The 16,744-nt window shown below is 64.7% G+C and carries 4 protein-coding genes; all 4 read left to right on the top strand.

Annotated features, from left to right (window positions below):
• Positions 1–10: 10 nt before the first annotated feature.
• The gene (locus tag J2Y90_RS17370) at positions 11–955 is read left to right on the top strand and encodes an alpha/beta hydrolase (RefSeq protein ID WP_253501022.1); all 945 of its coding nucleotides are present in this window, start codon (positions 11–13) and stop codon (positions 953–955) included.
• A 422-nt stretch (positions 956–1,377) separates the two neighbouring features.
• Entirely contained in the window at positions 1,378–13,098 is an 11,721-nt protein-coding gene (locus J2Y90_RS17365; RefSeq protein ID WP_253501021.1) for a BapA/Bap/LapF family large adhesin, read from the top strand.
• Between the two features lie 45 nt (positions 13,099–13,143).
• Positions 13,144–14,580 (top strand): TolC family outer membrane protein, encoded by a 1,437-nt coding sequence (locus J2Y90_RS17360; protein ID WP_253501020.1) that lies wholly within the window; start codon positions 13,144–13,146, stop codon positions 14,578–14,580.
• Positions 14,577–16,739, top strand: a complete 2,163-nt coding sequence (locus J2Y90_RS17355) for a type I secretion system permease/ATPase (RefSeq protein WP_253501019.1) — start codon at positions 14,577–14,579, stop codon at positions 16,737–16,739. The genes J2Y90_RS17360 and J2Y90_RS17355 overlap by 4 nt, the downstream gene beginning before the upstream one ends.
• Positions 16,740–16,744 lie beyond the last annotated feature (5 nt).

Below are 16,744 nucleotides of genomic sequence, written 5' to 3'. Positions count from 1 at the left end.
GAGGCAGAACATGAAAGCGCATGAACTGCTGGATCCCGACTTCAACAGCTTTTTAAACCCCGGCGCAGAAGCCTGGACGTTGGAGACGCTGCCCGCGATCAGGGAACGTGTTCACGCGACATTCAAATCCGGAGAACAAGCGCGCGGTGAAAGCCTATGGACAAAGGCCCACGACGGCGAGGATTTGCGCCTGTGTCTTTACCGGCCCGCAGGCGCGACGCAGGGTGTTCACTTTCCGGTGATCCTGTACCTCCACGGTGGAGGTTTCGTCCTGGGCTGCCCGGAAATGGCCGATGACTATCTGGCCGTTCTCGCCGAAGAACTTCAGGCAATCATCGTCGCCGTCGATTATCGCCTTGCCCCGGAATACCCCTTCCCTGTTCCTCTCGAGGATTGCTACACCGCGCTGGGCTGGGTTTTCGCCCAACAGCGAACGCTGAATATCGACGCCAACAAAGTGATCGTCATGGGTCACAGTGCGGGCGCCGGTCTGGCAGCAGCGTTGGCGATTCTGGCGCGGGATCGCGGCGAATATTCCATCGCCCGCCAGGTGCTGGTTTATCCGATGCTCGATTGCCGCTCGGGCAGCGCCGCCGCGCCTCAGCAAAACAATACGACAGGAATTATTGGCTGGCCGGCGCAAGCCAACCAGTTCTGCTGGCAGTGCCTGCGCGGCAACCATGCGCTGGACGCCCCGCGAATCGGCTGGTTTTCCCCGGCCCTGCAAGACGATCTGAGGCATTTGCCGAGCACGTTTCTGGCGGTCGGCGCGCTGGATCTGTTTCTTGAAGAGGACGTTGCGTTTGCCATGCGTCTGTCGCGCGCCGGGGTTGCCGTCGAGCTGCACGTCTACCCTGGGGCGCCACACATGTTTGACCAGTGCCCCGGGGATGTTACCGATCAGTCGATGCTGGATGTTCTTCGATCACTTCGGCGATCGATAGCTAGCGCATGAAGGTCCGTGGAGGCACAAAAACCGCCGCAACGAAAAAAACGCAATTTCTTATACAAAGTCTGTCGCCCTTCCTGCGCTTATTGATTAATACCTTCGCAGATGGATGACTACGCGATGCATCGCTGAATCTCGGCACTGCGATATTGATTAGCTATTACTCGTCACACATCAGTCACCCGCGATTCCTCCTGCCTGCTCCGCAAATTTTACAAAGACACATTTTGTTGCATCCAAATGTCGCTTGGATCCAACGTCCCGACGGACGGTAACAAGCAAAATACCTCTGTATTTCAGTTGCATACATGTTGGAAAAAAGTCAATCAGGGCATTCGTCGGAAATCAGGCAGCCACATTTCAAACTCCCTATCTATGGTTTTAAAACCAACCGTGGACGTCCGCCCAGCCAATTACAGGGAGTAGTAATGGACAACATCGTCATTGCCGACAAAGCCAATTCTCAGCTCACTGCCCAGAACTGGGGCAATGTTCAGCTTAACCAGCCGTCAGTTGTACAAATGCCGGTCCGTCCCGACCAACTGGCGTCGACCAGTCGCAGCGGTCAGGATTTGATTGTCAATCTGAAGTCTGGCGAGCAAATCAAAATCTCCAATTTCTTTGTCACCAGCCCTGACGGCGTGCCTAATGACATTGTGTTTCAGGGTGACGACGCGACCCTGTGGCAGGCCCGTTACAGCGCCGAGCCGTTCAATGGCTTTACCTTTGAGGAAATCAATTCGCTGGATGAGCTGGTCGCCGGCGTTGGTGTCGTCGACGGTGCGACCCCCGCCTGGGCGATTGCCGGGCTTGGTCTGTTGGGCGCGGGGGGCGCGGCGGCCGCTACGGGCGGCGGCGGGGGCGGAGGTGGTGGTGGCGGGAGCGGCGTCGATGCGACCCCACCCGCGCCGGCGACCGGGCTGACCTTGTCGGCCGACGGCAGGTTTCTCAGTGGTTTTGGCGAAGCTGGCAGTCTCGTCCAGGTGCGCGACGCGGCCGGTAATCTTTTGGGCTCCGCAACCGTAGGCGCTGACGGCAGCTTCCAGGTCGAGCTGGGCACGCCGCAGAACAATGGCCAGCCGCTCGATGTCACACTCACCGACCCTACGGGCAACGTGTCCACACCCGGTACAGTCACCGCGCCGGATACCACCGCGCCGACGGCCCCGGGCAACCTCAGCGTGAGCGCCGACGGCACGCAACTCGGCGGCACCGGTGAAGTGGGTGCAACCATTCAGGTACGCGGCGCCGACGGCACCCTGCTCGGCAGCGCCGTCGTAGCGGCGGACGGCACTTTCAGCGTCGTGCTCAGCCCCGCGCAAACCGGCGGTCAGCCGCTGACAGTGAATGCCACCGATGCGGCAGGCAACACGTCCACCGGCGCAACGGTCAGCGCACCTGAAATCATCGAACCGCAGACGCCAGCCAATCTCGGGCTGAGCAGCGACGGCAGCCAACTGACCGGCACCGCCCGGGCCGGGACCACGATCGAAGTGCGCGCGGCTGACGGCGAATTGCTCGGACGTGCGACGGTGGGTGCTGATGGCACTTTCCTGCTCACGCTGATCCGTGCGCAGTTGAACGGTGAAGTCATCAGTATCGTGGCGGTCAATAACGCCGGTGCGCAATCGCCGACCGTGACCTTCAATGCACCGGACATCACCGGCCCCGGCGCTGCGACGGATCTGGCCATCAGCAGCGATGGTCTTTCGGTCACCGGTCGGGGCGAGCCCGGCAGCACCGTCCGCGTCACCGATGCTCAAGGTACGGTGCTCGGCACGGCTCTGGTCGCGGCCAATGGCACGTTCACCGTGCAACTCAGCGCCGCGCAAATCGATGGACAAGCCTTGAGCGTGCAGCTCACCGATGCGGCCGCCAACCCTTCGCCGGCGGTGACCATCATCGCTGTCGATCTGGACGGTCTGACTCAGCCCAGCGACATCGTTTTGAGCGTGGATGGCCGGCAGATGAAAGGACGCGGCCAGGTCGGTTCAACGATCACGGTGCGCGATGCCAACGGCAACCTGCTCGGCTCGGCAGTGGTGGCGGCGGATGGCACGTTCACTGTGCAACTGAGCAGCCCGCAGAACAATGGCGAAACGTTGCAGATCAGTGCCAGCGACGCGGCTGGCAACACCTCCGCCCCACTGACCTATGTAACGCCTGACACCCAAGGCCCGGCGGCGGTGTCCAACCTGACACTCGATGGCCAGGGGCAGACGCTGACCGGCAAGGGCGAAGTCGGCGCCTCGGTCACCGTGCGCGATGCAGCGGGCAATATCATCGGCACCGGCACGGTCGGTGCCGATGGCAATTTCACCGTCAACCTCTCGACCGCGCAGACCGATGCGCAACAGCTGCAAGTGATTCAGACCGACGCTGACGGCAACCCTTCGGCGCCGGTCAACGTCACCGCACCCGATTTGACGGTCCCGGTCGCGGTGTCGGATGTGTCGATCTCGGCCAACGGTGCCGTCGTCAGCGGTGCGGGTCAGGCCGGCGCCACCGTTACCGTCACTGACGCAGCTGGCGTGGTACTGGGAACGGCGGTGGTCGGCAGCAACGGTCGCTTCGAAGTCACGCTGTCCTCGCCACAAACCAATGGCCAGAACCTCAGCGTCGTGCAGAGCGATGGCTCGCCCTCGGGCTCCCCGGCGGTGCCGGTTGAAGCGCCGGATATCCAGGCGCCCGCTGCCCCTTCCAATCTGGCGCTGAATGCCGGCGGCACTGAACTGAGCGGCACAGGCGAGCCCGGTGCCACAGTGTCGGTCAAGGATTCGGCCGGCAATATCCTGGGCACGGCGGTCGTCGACGGCACCGGTGTATTTACGGTGACGCTGAACAGCCCGCAGATCGAAGGCCAACAACTGCAGGTAAGCCAATCGGATGGCGTGAACGTCTCCCCCAACACGCCGCTGACGGCGGCGGATACCACCGCGCCGCTGGCGCCTGACAATCTCGTGCTCGCCAGCAACGGCGTGACATTGACCGGTACCGGCCAAGCCGGCAGTACGGTCACGGTCAGCGCCCCGGACGGCACGGTGCTCGGCACCGCCGTCGTTGCCGGTGACGGCAGTTTCACCGTCAACCTCAGCCCGGCTCAGCTCGACGGCCAGGTGCTGAGCGTGACCCAGACCGATGCAAGCAACCTGCCCTCGCCGGTCACTCCGGTCACCGCACCCGACATCACCGCGCCGCCAGCGCCAACCGGTTTGATCATCGATCCGGCAGGCACCACCGTCACTGGCACTACGCAGCCGAATAACACCGTGCAGGTGCTGGATGCCGACGGCAATGTCATCGGTACCGCGACCGCTGACGGCACGGGCGCATTCACGGTCAATCTGGATACCGCCCAGACCAATGGCGAAGCCTTGCAGGTCGTGGTGTCGGACGGCACGAACAGTTCGCTGCCAGGCAGCGTCAGCGCACCGGACAGCACGCCGCCAGCGGCAGTGAGTGATCTGGCGATCAACCCTGCCGGCACACAGGTGTCCGGTCTCGCAGAGCCCGGCACCACCGTCACCGTGAGCATCGCCGGCGGTGGCGTTTTGGGCACCGCGACGGCAGGTGCCGATGGCCGCTTCGTCGTCACGCTGAATCCAGCGGCAGGCACTGGCAGCGACCTCGAAGTGATCAGCACTGACGGCGGTGGCAACGACTCGCCGGCGGTGCCGCTGGCAGGTCCCGATGGTACTCAAGTAGCCACACCAAGCGATCTGGCGTTGAGCGCCGATGGTTTCACCCTGACCGGTGCGGGTACACCGGGCAGCACCGTGACCGTGACCAACAGCAATGGCGATGTCCTGGGCACCGGGCTGATCAACAGCTTCGGCCGCTTCACCCTGTTGCTCACTGCCAAGCAGATCAACGCACAAGTGCTGCAAGTCACCGCCACCAGTCCCGACGGTGATGTGTCGGTGCCTGGCACCGTCACCGCTGCCGATGGCACACCGCCGGACGCGGTGACCAATCTGGTGCTGAATGCCAGCGGCACGGCGCTGACCGGTCGCGGCGAGGCCGGTGCAACGGTCACCGTCACCGACCCCGCAGGCACCGTCCTCGGTACTGCACTGGTCGCCAGCAACGGCACCTTCAGCCTGACGCTGACCCCGGCGCAGCTCAATGGCCAGGCCCTCACCGTGATCCAGAGCGACGCTGCCGGCAACCCGTCGCAGCCCGCCAGCATCATCGCCACGGATCTGCAACCGCCCGCCGCCGCGACCGGTGTCAGCATCAATGACGTCGGCACCGTGATCAAAGGCCAGGGCGAAGCCGGCAGCACCGTGACCGTACGCGATGCCGCCGGCAATGTATTGGCCACCGGTGTGGTCGATCAGAGCGGCAACTTCCAGGTCACCTTGCCCAATGCGCAGAACACTGGGCAAACGTTGCAGGTCACGCTCACCGACGCGAACGGCAATAGCTCGACTTCGACCGGCGTGATCACCGTTGACGCCACACCGCCGGCTGCCGTGCAGAACCCACTGATCAGCGCCGATGGCAGCACCCTCAGCGGCACGGGTGAGCCTGGCGCAACGGTGAATGTCACTAACGCCAGCGGCACCGTGCTGGGCAGCGCTGTGGTTGGCGCGGATGGCTCGTTCAGCGTGACCCTGGCGCCAGCGCCGACCAATGGCGAGGCGCTGGCGATCAGCCAGACCGACACTGCCGGCAACGTTTCGCCGTCGATCAGCGTCAATGCGCCGGACATCAGCCCACCGGCGGCGCTCACCCAGGTCGCAGTGAATGCCGATGGCGTCACCGTCACCGGCCATGGCGAACCCGGCGCCACCGTGTCTGTACGCAGCGCTGACGGTACCTTGCTCGGCACCGCGCAGGTCGGCAGCAGCGGCGCCTTCACCGTCACGCTCAACGCGCCACAGCTCAATGCCCAGGTGCTGACCGTCACTCAGGAAGATCCGCCGGGCAACGTCTCGACGGCGGTCGAAGTCATCTCGGTCGATTTGACGGCACCGGCCACTCCAAGCGCTTTGATCCTGAACGCGGCAGGCGTGCAACTGGCCGGCAATGCCGAAGCCGGCAGCACCGTGACCGTGCGCGACAGCCAGGGCAATATCCTCGGCACCGCCACGGCGGCCGCGAATGGCACCTTCCAGATCACCCTCAACAGTCCGCAGGTCAACGGCCAGGCATTGAACGTGACGGCGACCGACGCGGCAGGCAATCCGTCGGCCCCGGCAGCCGTCAATGCCGCCGATACCACCGCCCCGTCAGCGGCCGCCAGTCTGGCGGTCAGCGCCAACGGTGCGACCCTGACCGGTACCGGTGAAGTCGGTGCCAGTGTGGAAGTTCGTAGCGCCGGTGGCACTTTGTTGGGTACCGCCACCGTTGGCAGCAACGGCAACTTCAGCGTCACCTTGTCGCCGGCAGCGGTGGCCGGATCAAGCCTTTCCGTTGTGCAGATCGATGCGGCCGGCAATACCGGGCCGGCGGCACCAGTGACCGCGCCGGGCAATCTGGCGGAGAGCGCACCGACCAATCTGGCCCTCAGCGCCGACGGTTTGACCCTGACTGGGTCGGCTACCGCTGGCAGCACCGTGAGTGTTCGCAATGCGTCGGGCGTGTTGCTCGGCAGCGCGCTGGTGGCGGCCAATGGCACCTTCAGCGTCACCCTCAATGCTGCGCAACTCAACGGCGAGCAACTGTCTGCCGTGGCGACATCGAGTACCGGTATCAACTCCTCCCCTACTGATTACACCGCCGCTGACATCGCGGCGCCAACGCCACTCAGCGAACTGAGCCTGACACCCAATGGCACTACGTTGACCGGTCGCGGTGAAGCCGGCGCCACGGTGACCGTGCTCGGCACCGGCGGGGTTGTTCTCGGTAGCGCGGTAGTGGCGGCCAACGGCACTTTCAGCGTCACCCTCAGTCCGGCACAGACCTCGGGCCAGACCCTGAGCCTGAATCAGGCCGACGCCGCCGGCAACGAATCCAACAGCGTCAACCTGATCGCTCCGGATCTGATTGCCCCCAATGCGCCGGCGGCGCTGGCGGTCAGCAACGACGGCACCGTGCTGTCCGGGACCGGTGAAGCCGGCACCACCGTCAACGTGTACAACGCCGCCGGTACGCTGATCGGCACCGGCACCGTGAGCATCGATGGCACCTTTGCCATCACCCTGACCGCGCCACAAGCCAACGGCCAGGCGCTGACCGTGTCGCTGACAGATGCGGCAGGCAACACCTCGGCCGCCACGCCGTTCACCTCGGTCGACAGCACACCGCCAGCGGCCGTTTCGCAGCTGAGCATTGGTGGCGACGGCGCAAGCCTGACCGGGCGCGGCGAACCCGGCGCGCAGGTCCGGGTCATCGACAGTGACGGCAATGTGCTCGGCACCGCCGTCGTCAGCCCGACCGGTACGTTCACGCTGACCTTGACCCCGGCACTGACCAACGCCGAAGTGATCACCGTGGTCCAGGCCGACGCGGCCGGCAACGACTCGCCTGCAGTGAACCTGACCACACCGGACTTCACTCCACCCGATCCGCTGGCCAACGTCGACATCAACGCCTCGGGCGCGCTGGTCATCGGCACTGGCGAACCAGGCGCGACTGTGACCGTGCGCGATGCCAACGGCACCTTGCTCGGCACCAGCGTCGTGCTCGGCGACGGCACGTTCAGCGTCACCCTCAATCCGCCACAGATCAACCAACAGATTCTCAGCGTGCAGCAGGCCGATCCACCCGGCAACGTCAGCGCTCCGGTGTCGGTAACCGCACCGGATCTGACCCCGCCAGCGACGCCGGCCGATCTGCAACTGAATGCCGGTGGCGACTCGCTCACCGGTACCGGCGAAGTCGGCGCCACTGTGCGGGTGACGTCGGCAGACGGCACCGAACTGGGCACCGGCACCGTGGGCAGCGATGGACGCTTCCAGATCAGCGTGACCCCGGCGCAAACCAATGGCCAGGCGCTATTCGTGGTGTTGGCGGACGCAGTCGGCAATGCCTCGCCCGCCGGCACGCTGACCGCACCTGACAGCACCCCTCCCGCGGCGTTGACCGATGTCGAAATCGACGCCAGCGGCAGCCTGATCACCGGCTCCGGTGTAGCCGGTTCGCAGGTGATCGTCACCAATGCCGTTGGTACCATCGTTGGCACCGGCACGGTCGCCGTCGATGGCAGCTTCAGCGTGACCCTGGACCAACCGCTGCTCAATGGCGAAGCCTTGTCGGTGATCCAGCGCGATGCGGCGGGCAATCCCTCGCCGATCGTCCCCGTCACTGCACCGGACGTCACCGTGCCGGCCGCGCCCACCGGCCTGGTGCTCACTACCGACGGCGTGACGCTGACCGGCACTGGTGAGGCCGGCGCTACCGTGCGCGTGCTAAGCGCGACTGGCACCGTGCTGGGCTCGGCAACCGTGGCCGCCAATGGCTCGTTCAGTGTGACCCTCAACCCGCCGCAGGTGAACGGTGAACTGCTGAGCGTCAATCAGACCGATCTGGCGTCGAACACTTCGCCATCAGCGCCTGTACAGGCAGGCGACACCACCGATCCCCTGGAAGTCGCCGACCTCAACGTCAGTCCGGACGGCTTGACCGTAACCGGTACCGGCGAGCCTGGGGCAACCGTCACCGTGCGCGACGGCGCCGTGGTGCTCGGCACCGCGACGGTGGCCGCAGACGGCAGTTTCAGTGTCACCCTGTCCGCCGCGCAGATCGACGGCCGCACACTTTCCGTGGTGCAGGCCGACGCGCAAAACAACCTGTCCGAGCCGGTATTGGTCGACTCGCCGGACAGCACCGCACCGATTGCGCCGACGGTCACCTCGCTGACCGGCGCCGGCACCTTGCTCGCCGGGACCGCCGAAGCCGGCAGCACCGTGACGGTGTTGTCTGCCAGCGGCACCGTGCTCGGCACAGCAGTGGCGCTGGCCAACGGCACCTACACAATTACCCTGAATCCGGCCCAGGCCAACGGTCAGCTGCTGTCTGTGATCGCAACGGATGAGGCGCAAAACGCATCGCCGGTTCTGCTCTACCCGGCGGCTGATACCACCCCTCCGGATGCCGTCACCGGTCTGATCATCAGCGGCGATCTGAGCCAGCTCGCCGGTCGTGGCGAAGCCGGCGCGAGCGTCGAAGTGACCGACGCGCTCGGTAATGTGGTCGGCACTGGCACAGTGGCGGCCAACGGTACCTTCCTGATCGATCTGGCCCCGGGCATCACCGCCGGCCAGGTGCTGACGGTGAATCAGACCGACGTCGCCACCAACGTATCCGCAGACGCCAGCCTGACTGTTCCGGCAGTTCCGGCACCGGATGCGCCGGACAATCTTGTGCTGACTGCCGACGGCGTGACGCTGACCGGTACGGCGGCGATCGGCACCACCATCAATGTTTATGGGTCTGACAACAGCCTGATCGGCACTGGCGTCACCGGCGCGGATGGCACGTTCAGCGTAGTGCTGACGCCTGCACAAACCAACGGCCAGAGCCTGGAAGTCACCGCCAACACCGCATTGGGCGGCGCGTCGCTGCCGACTGAAATCACCGCAGGCGACACCTCAGCGCCAGCGCCACTCAGCGATCTGGCGGTCAACGCCAGCGGCACACTGGTCACCGGTCGCGGCGAAGTCGGCGCAACTGTGACCATCACCGGCGCTGGCGGCGTGGTGCTGGGCAATGCGACGGTGGGCGCCAACGGCACCTTCAGCGCACAGCTCAATGCGCCGCAGGTCAACGGTCAGGTGCTCAATGCGACTCAGACCGATGCGTCCAGCAACACTTCGCCCGGCCTTAACGTAACTGCGCCAGACATCACGCCTCCGGCGGCTCCGACAGCGCTGGTGCTCAGCGGCGCCGGTCTGGTGCTCGGCGGACTCGGTGAAGCCGGCGCCACCGTCACCGTGCGCGGTGCTGGCGGCGCGGTGTTGGGGACCGCGACGGTAGCGGGCAATGGCTCGTTCTCGGTGACCTTGTCCTCTGCACAACTCAATGGCCAACAACTGAGCGTCACGCAGAGCGATGCGGCGGGCAACATTTCGCCGATTACCAATCTCAGCGTCGCCGATACCACCGCGCCGGCACCGCTGAGCAATGTCACCCTGAACGGTACCGGCCTGGCCGTCAGCGGCACCGGTGAAGCCGGCGCCACGGTCAGCGTGACCAACGCGGCCGGCACCGTGCTCGGCACGGCTGTGGTCAATGCTGGCGGCACCTTCACCGTGCAATTGTCCAGCGCGCAACTGAACGGCCAACAGCTCAACGTCCAACAGGCAGACCCGGCGGGCAACCTGTCGCCGGTGTTCAACCTCACGGCAGCGGATGTGCAGGCCCCGGTCGCGGCCAGCGGTCTGACGCTCGCTGCGAATGGCCTGACCTTGAGCGGTACGGGTGAGGCCGGTGCAACGGTCAACGTGTATGGCCCGGGTGGCGCGCTGCTCGGTACCACCACCGTGGGCAGCGGCGGCACGTTCAGCTTCAACCTGAACACCGCGCAACTGGACGGGCAGTTGTTGACCGTGCGTCTGGTCGACCCGGCTGGCAATCTCTCCCCCAACGCCAGCGTGACAGCACCGGACGTCACCGCCCCCGGCGCGCCAACCGGCGTCAGCGTCAACGGCAGCGGCACCTTGCTTACCGGCGTTGGAGTGCCCGGTTCGACCATCAGCGTGCGTGGCGTCGGCGGTGTGGTACTCGGCACCGCGACCGTCGCCGCCAATGGCAGCTTCTCCGTGGTGCTGGCCTCGGCGCAGATCAACAGCCAGGTGCTCAGCGTCACCCAGGCCGATCCGAGTGGCAACGTATCGGTCGCAGCGACCGCTACGGCGCCAGACCTGACGCCGCCCGCTGCGGCCGGGGCGCTGCTGGTCGGCGCTGATGGTCTGACCGTTACGGGTACTGGTGAAGCCGGCGCAACGGTGACCATCAAGTCGGCCACCGGCACCGTTCTGGGTACCGGCACGGTCAACAACCTCGGTGTGTTCACCGTTGCCCTGAACAATGCACAGATCAACGGTGAAAAACTCACCATCACCCTCAGCGACGCACGTGGCAACGTCTCGGTGGCCGCCAACGTCACCGCGCCGGATGTCGACGTCAATGCACCAGTGGTCGCCAGCGACAATCTCGCCGTCGGCACCGTCACCCTGGCCCCGGCCACTGCGACGCAGACGTTCAATGACTCGTTCACCACGCTGCTGGCCGGGTTCTCGAAAACCTTTACCTTCACCGTTGCTGGCGGGACGCGTCTTGATCCAACCCTGACGCTGACCACCAGCAGTCTGATTTCGCTGATCGATGGCGTGGTCTACACACTGCAAGTGAAGGATGCCAGCGGCAACTGGGTCACCCTGGATGTCAACGGCAGCAGTGGCTTGCTCGACCTGATTGCCCTGGCCGGCCAGGGTGTACGGGTCGACATCGGTAACCTGCTGTCAGGCGATTATCGACTGACGGTGTCGAGCACCGGCATCGGCGTGCTGACCACGGTCAATACGCAGCTGCAACTGGACGTCAGCAGCCTGACCCAGTTCAACGGTATCGCCGGCCCGGCGGTGACCGGCAACGTCATCACCAACGTCGGCGTCGATGGCACGGTCGATCAGACCGGTCCGGACAACGGCGCGCAATTGCAGATCTTCAAGAACGGCGCCTGGGTCAGCGCCGGTGCCGGCACCACCGTGCAAGGGCTGTACGGAACCCTGACCATCGACGCCAACGGCAACTACAGCTACAAACCGAACGGCAGTGTTGGCAGCGTCGGCAAAGTCGACGTGTTCAACTATCAACTGGTGCACCCGAACGGCTTGAGCGACACCGCCAATCTGTACGTGCGCATCGACAGCCCGCAAGCCACCGAAGTGTGGAATGACGCCAGCCTCGGCAGCCCGGCACTGGTGGTGGATGCAACGCCGGACCTCGCCTCGACCGACGTTACTCTGGTCAACCGCGAAGTCACCACCAACTCCGCGCTCGGCACGTTCAATGTGCTGCTGGGCGGCGGCAGCGGTAACTACAACACCGTGGTCGCGGCCGATACCGTCAGTGACCTGACCGTGGTGGTCAACTCGAGCAACCTGTTGGCGCTGCTCGGTTCGATGACTGTGGGCCTGTACAAACTCAACACGGCGACCAACCAGTATGTGCTGGTGAAAAGCTACGGCGGCAACGCCCTGCTCAACCTCGGCGGTGGCAACTACGGGATCAAGTTCGACGACCAGACCGCCGGCAGCTATCAGGTACGGGTAGCGGTGGGCGGCCTTGGCCTGCTGACCAGCGTCAACACCAGCCTGATCAACGTGGCGACCTACAACAACCAGTTCGTGGTCGGCAGCTACACGCCGGTGTCAGGCAATCTGCTCACCGACACTGCAGGCGGCGGCGCCGATGTGTTGGGCTCGGTGTACACCTTGCTCAGCGTGCTGGTCGCTGGCAGCTACGTGGCGCCGGGTTACAACGGCGTCTCGCTGGTCGGCAACTACGGCACCCTGCTGGTGCAGGCCAACGGCAACTACACCTACACGCTCAAGGCCGGGCTGACCGATGCGGTGATCGGCCAGGAAGACACCTTCACCTATCAACTCACCCACCCCAACGGCACGGTCGACACCGCGACGCTGACCATCGACCTGAACAAGGCCGGCGCTTTCGCCAGCACCGCGTTCTCGGCGCTGGCCAGCGATGACCTCGGTCTCGCCCACGCCACAGGCAGTGAGCTGATCCAGGGCACCGAGGGCAACGACACCCTCGACGGCTCGCACGGTGGCGCTGTCACCCTGCGAGGTGGAGGTGGCGACGACACGCTGATCATCGCCGACCAGCAGTTCGCTTCAGTCGATGGCGGCAGCGGCACCGACACCCTCCTCTGGGCCGGTGGCGACGTGTCGATCAACCTCGGCGATCTGCAGAGCAAGATCCACAACGTGGAAATCCTCGACCTCAACCATTCCAGTGCGGTGGCGCTGACGCTGAATCTCAGCGACCTGGTGGCGATCACGTCCTCGGACAACAACACCCTGCTGATCAAGGGTGACGACAAGGACAGCGTGCACATGACTGATGGCTGGGTCGCGGATGGCACGCAGCAGGCCGACGGCATCGACTATGTTCAATACACGGCGCAGGAGGATCCGAGCCACCACTTGTGGGTGCAGAACGGCATTCAAGTGGTTTGAAACAACGCATCAGCAACGTCCGTCTCTCAACAGTAAGGGAAGTCTGTGGAGTCAGTTTTTCGCCAGAAATGGCCGGTGGTCCTGTTGACCATCGGCCTCTACCCCGCTCTCACCGTCGGCGTTCGCGCCAACGACAATTTCGACAGCGGCTTGCGCAGCATCAGCCCGTCGCAACTGCAACAACCGGCAGGCAATGACAGTCGTCAGCGCCCTGCCCCTGCTTCCAAAGCCTCCGCCGATGCCGACGCGTTGGGGCTGGAACAAGCGGTCAGGCTGGCCGTGGACTGGCACCCACGGATCGGTGAGGCCATCGGCACCCTGTTCCAGCAAGGCGAAGGGGTCAACGTCGCCGAATCCGGCTATTACCCGCAGGTCACCGGCGGCATCAAGGGTGGCTATACCAGCGGTTACGGCAGCGATGCCGGCAGCCAGTCGGTGAACATTTCCCTCAAGCAGATGCTGTATGACTTCGGCAAGGTTTCCAGTTCGGTCGACGCCGCCCGCGCTCGGGTGGCGCGCAGTCAGGCCGGGATTCTGCTGGCGATCGACGACATTGCCCGCGACACCGCCAAGGCCTACATCGAAGTGCAGCGCTATCAGCGTCTGCTCGAAGTTGCGCGCGAGCAGATTCAGGGCATCGGCGGCATCGTTGACCTGGCCAAGCAACGCAGCGACATGGGCGCCAGCACCCGCTCCGACATGGTCCAGGCGCAGTCCCGGGCCGAAGGCGCGACGGCTACTTTGCAGGAATTCAAGGCGCAATACGCACGCTGGCAAGCGACCCTGACCAGCCTGCTCGGACGGCGCACGCCGCCAGCGGTTAGCGACGCTGCTGCGCCGACGCTGAGTCAGGCCTGTGACGCCTCGCAAATCTCCGACACCCTGCCCGCCGTCCTCCAGGCCGCTGCGCAACGCACGCAGGCCCAGGCCGAACTGGCGCAAGCCAAAGCCGAAGCCTACCCGACCCTGTCGCTGCAACCGTCGGTAAACCAATACCTGGACGACCACTACGACGATCAGAACTCGCGGGCCGATCGCACTCAGGTCGGGATTTTTCTCAACCTCGAAGTGCCGATCTACCAGGGCGGCGCCATTAGCGCCCGCAGTCGCGCCGCCGGCCATGCGCTGACCGCAGCGGATTCGGCCGAAGACTTCGCCCGCCTGCAAGCGCGTCAGGGTCTGGCTGAGGCCCAGGCGCAGACCTCTGGCCTGAACCGGCGGCTGCGCTCGCTGGAATCTCGCCAGACCAGCATCACCGAAGCGCGCATGTTGTATGGCCGCCAATACCTGGAACTGGGCACCCGGCCGCTGCTGGACTTGCTCAACGCCGAGCAGGAAATCCATCAGTCGCGCTTTGATCTGGTCAACACCCAGGCTGATCTGCAACGTCTGCAGATCGACTGCTTCTACAACAGCGGTGCGATTCGCCGGGTCTTCGGCATCGACCACAGCGCCATCCAGAATGTCGAGATCCTGCCATGACCGATGCCAGCATCACCCTTGCTGAACCCGCCGCTGCCGAGGTTCGCGAAGATTACTCGCCGTGGCTGGAAGCGGTGCTCAAGGTCGCCCGCCACTATCGCCTCGACGTCTCGCCGGAAAGCGTGCGCCTGGCTTCGGTGCACAGCGAAGGCCGCGTCGAAGAAGTGGTTCGGCACATGGCGCGTCAGGCCGGTTTGAGCGTGAAGTTCGCGGTGTTCGATAACAAGAGCCTGAGCCGCTGGCGCACGCCGCTGGTGGTGCAACTGCGCGATGGTCAGGTCGGCGTGCTTGAAAGCATTGGCGAGACCGGCGAGCTGGGCATCTGCTTCAGCGGCGACCAGGGTTTGCAGAGCCGCATGGACGCCGCCGCTCTCGCCGAGCAGGCCCTGCGCACGGTGATTTTGCGCCCGACGCAACCGGTGGCGGACGTGCGCACCAACGACTACATCAAGCCGTACGACGAACACTGGTTCCGCCGCATCGTTCTCACCGACCTGCGCCCCTACAGCCAAGTGATGATCGCCTCGCTGGTCGCGAATCTGCTGGGGATGGCCGGGGTGCTGTTTTCCATGCAGGTGTACGACCGGGTGATTCCGGCCGAATCGCTGCCGACCCTGTACGTGCTGTTCGGTGGGGTGATGCTGGCGCTGCTGTTCGATTTCGTCATGCGCATTCTGCGTCTGCGCATCACCGATGTGCTGGGCAAGCGCGCCGATCTGCGCGTCTCCGATCTGGTCTTTGGCCATGCCTTGCGCCTGCGCAATTCCGCGCGGCCGAAATCCACAGGCTCGTTCATCTCGCAACTGCGCGAGCTGGAACAGATTCGCGATCTGATCACCTCCAGCACCGCCACGGCGCTGGCGGACATGCCGTTTTTCCTGCTGTTCCTGCTGGTGTTTTATTTGATCGGCGGGCCGCTGGTGTTGATTCCACTGGTGGCGCTGGTGTTCATGTTGCTGCCCGGAATCATCGCGCAACCACGTCTGGCCCGCCTCGCCAATGCGTCGATGCGCGAAGCCGCGCTGCGCAACGCCATGCTGGTGGAAAGCATTCAAGGCCTCGACGACATCAAGGCACTACAGGCCGAGCAACGTTTCCAGCAACAGTGGAACCAATACAACGCGGCCTCGGCGGACAGCAGCCTGCGTTTGCGCACCCTGACCAACAGCCTGGTGGCCTGGACGCAGAATGTGCAGGGCGGCGTGTTTGCGGTGGTCATCGTGTTCGGCGCACCGATGGTGATTGCCGGCGACCTGACCACCGGCAGTCTGGTCGCGGCGTCGATCCTGTCGTCGCGGATGATGGGGCCGATGGCGCAGCTGACTCACGTACTCACGCGATGGCAGCAGGCCAAGGTCGCGCTCGAAGGCCTGAACCGGATCATGCAAATGCCGGTGGATCATCCCGAAGGCAGCCAGCGCGTGCACTTGCCGGCGATTCGCGGCGACTACCGCCTGCGTCAGGCCAGTTTTCGCTACAGCGAAGAATCGTCCCCGGCGCTCAACAGCATCGACCTGAGCATTCGCCCCGGCGAGCGCATCGCCCTGCTCGGCCGCAACGGCGCCGGCAAGTCGACGTTGCTGCAGGCACTGGGCGGCGCAATGGATCTGAGCAGCGGCGAAACCACCCTGGACGGCATCGCCCTGGCGCATCTCGACCCGGCTGACCTGCGCCGCGACGTGGGCTTGTTGTCGCAACAGGCGCGGCTGTTTCACGGCACCCTGCGCGACAACATCACCCTTGGTGCCGGTCAGGCCAGCGATCAGGAAATCATCGCCGCGCTGACCGTCACGGGTGCGCTGGATTTCGTCCGGCAGTTGCCCAAAGGCATGGATCACCTGGTACTTGAAGGCGGGCTGGGTTTGTCTGGCGGCCAGCGTCAGAGCTTGCTGCTGTCGCGCTTGTTGATCCGTCAGCCACAAGTGCTGTTGCTCGACGAACCGACGGCGGCGCTGGATGACGTCACCGAGCGCCTGCTGCTGGAAAAACTCGCGACCTGGACTCAAGGCCGAACGCTGGTGGTTGCCACGCACCGGGTCAGTGTGTTGCAACTGGTCGAGCGGATCATCGTCCTCGACAACGGCCGCATCGTCATCGACGACCATCGCGACGCGGCGCTCGCGCGGTTGCGCACGCCGGGCAAAGGAGTCGCAGTATGAAAGCA

The organism is Pseudomonas koreensis (assembly GCF_024169245.1).
Lineage (GTDB): Bacteria > Pseudomonadota > Gammaproteobacteria > Pseudomonadales > Pseudomonadaceae > Aquipseudomonas > Aquipseudomonas koreensis_F.
The sequence above is the reverse complement of the archived record's forward strand: the minus strand, read 5'-3'. Positions and strand labels throughout refer to the sequence as shown.

What these genes read in the sequence shown, in the direction of transcription:
- J2Y90_RS17370 (WP_253501022.1), top strand. Translation starts at nt 11, where the DNA reads ATGAAAGCGCATGAACTGCTGGATCCCGACTTCAACAGCTTTTTAAAC.
- J2Y90_RS17365 (WP_253501021.1), top strand. Translation starts at nt 1,378, where the DNA reads ATGGACAACATCGTCATTGCCGACAAAGCCAATTCTCAGCTCACTGCC.
- J2Y90_RS17355 (WP_253501019.1), top strand. Translation starts at nt 14,577, where the DNA reads ATGACCGATGCCAGCATCACCCTTGCTGAACCCGCCGCTGCCGAGGTT.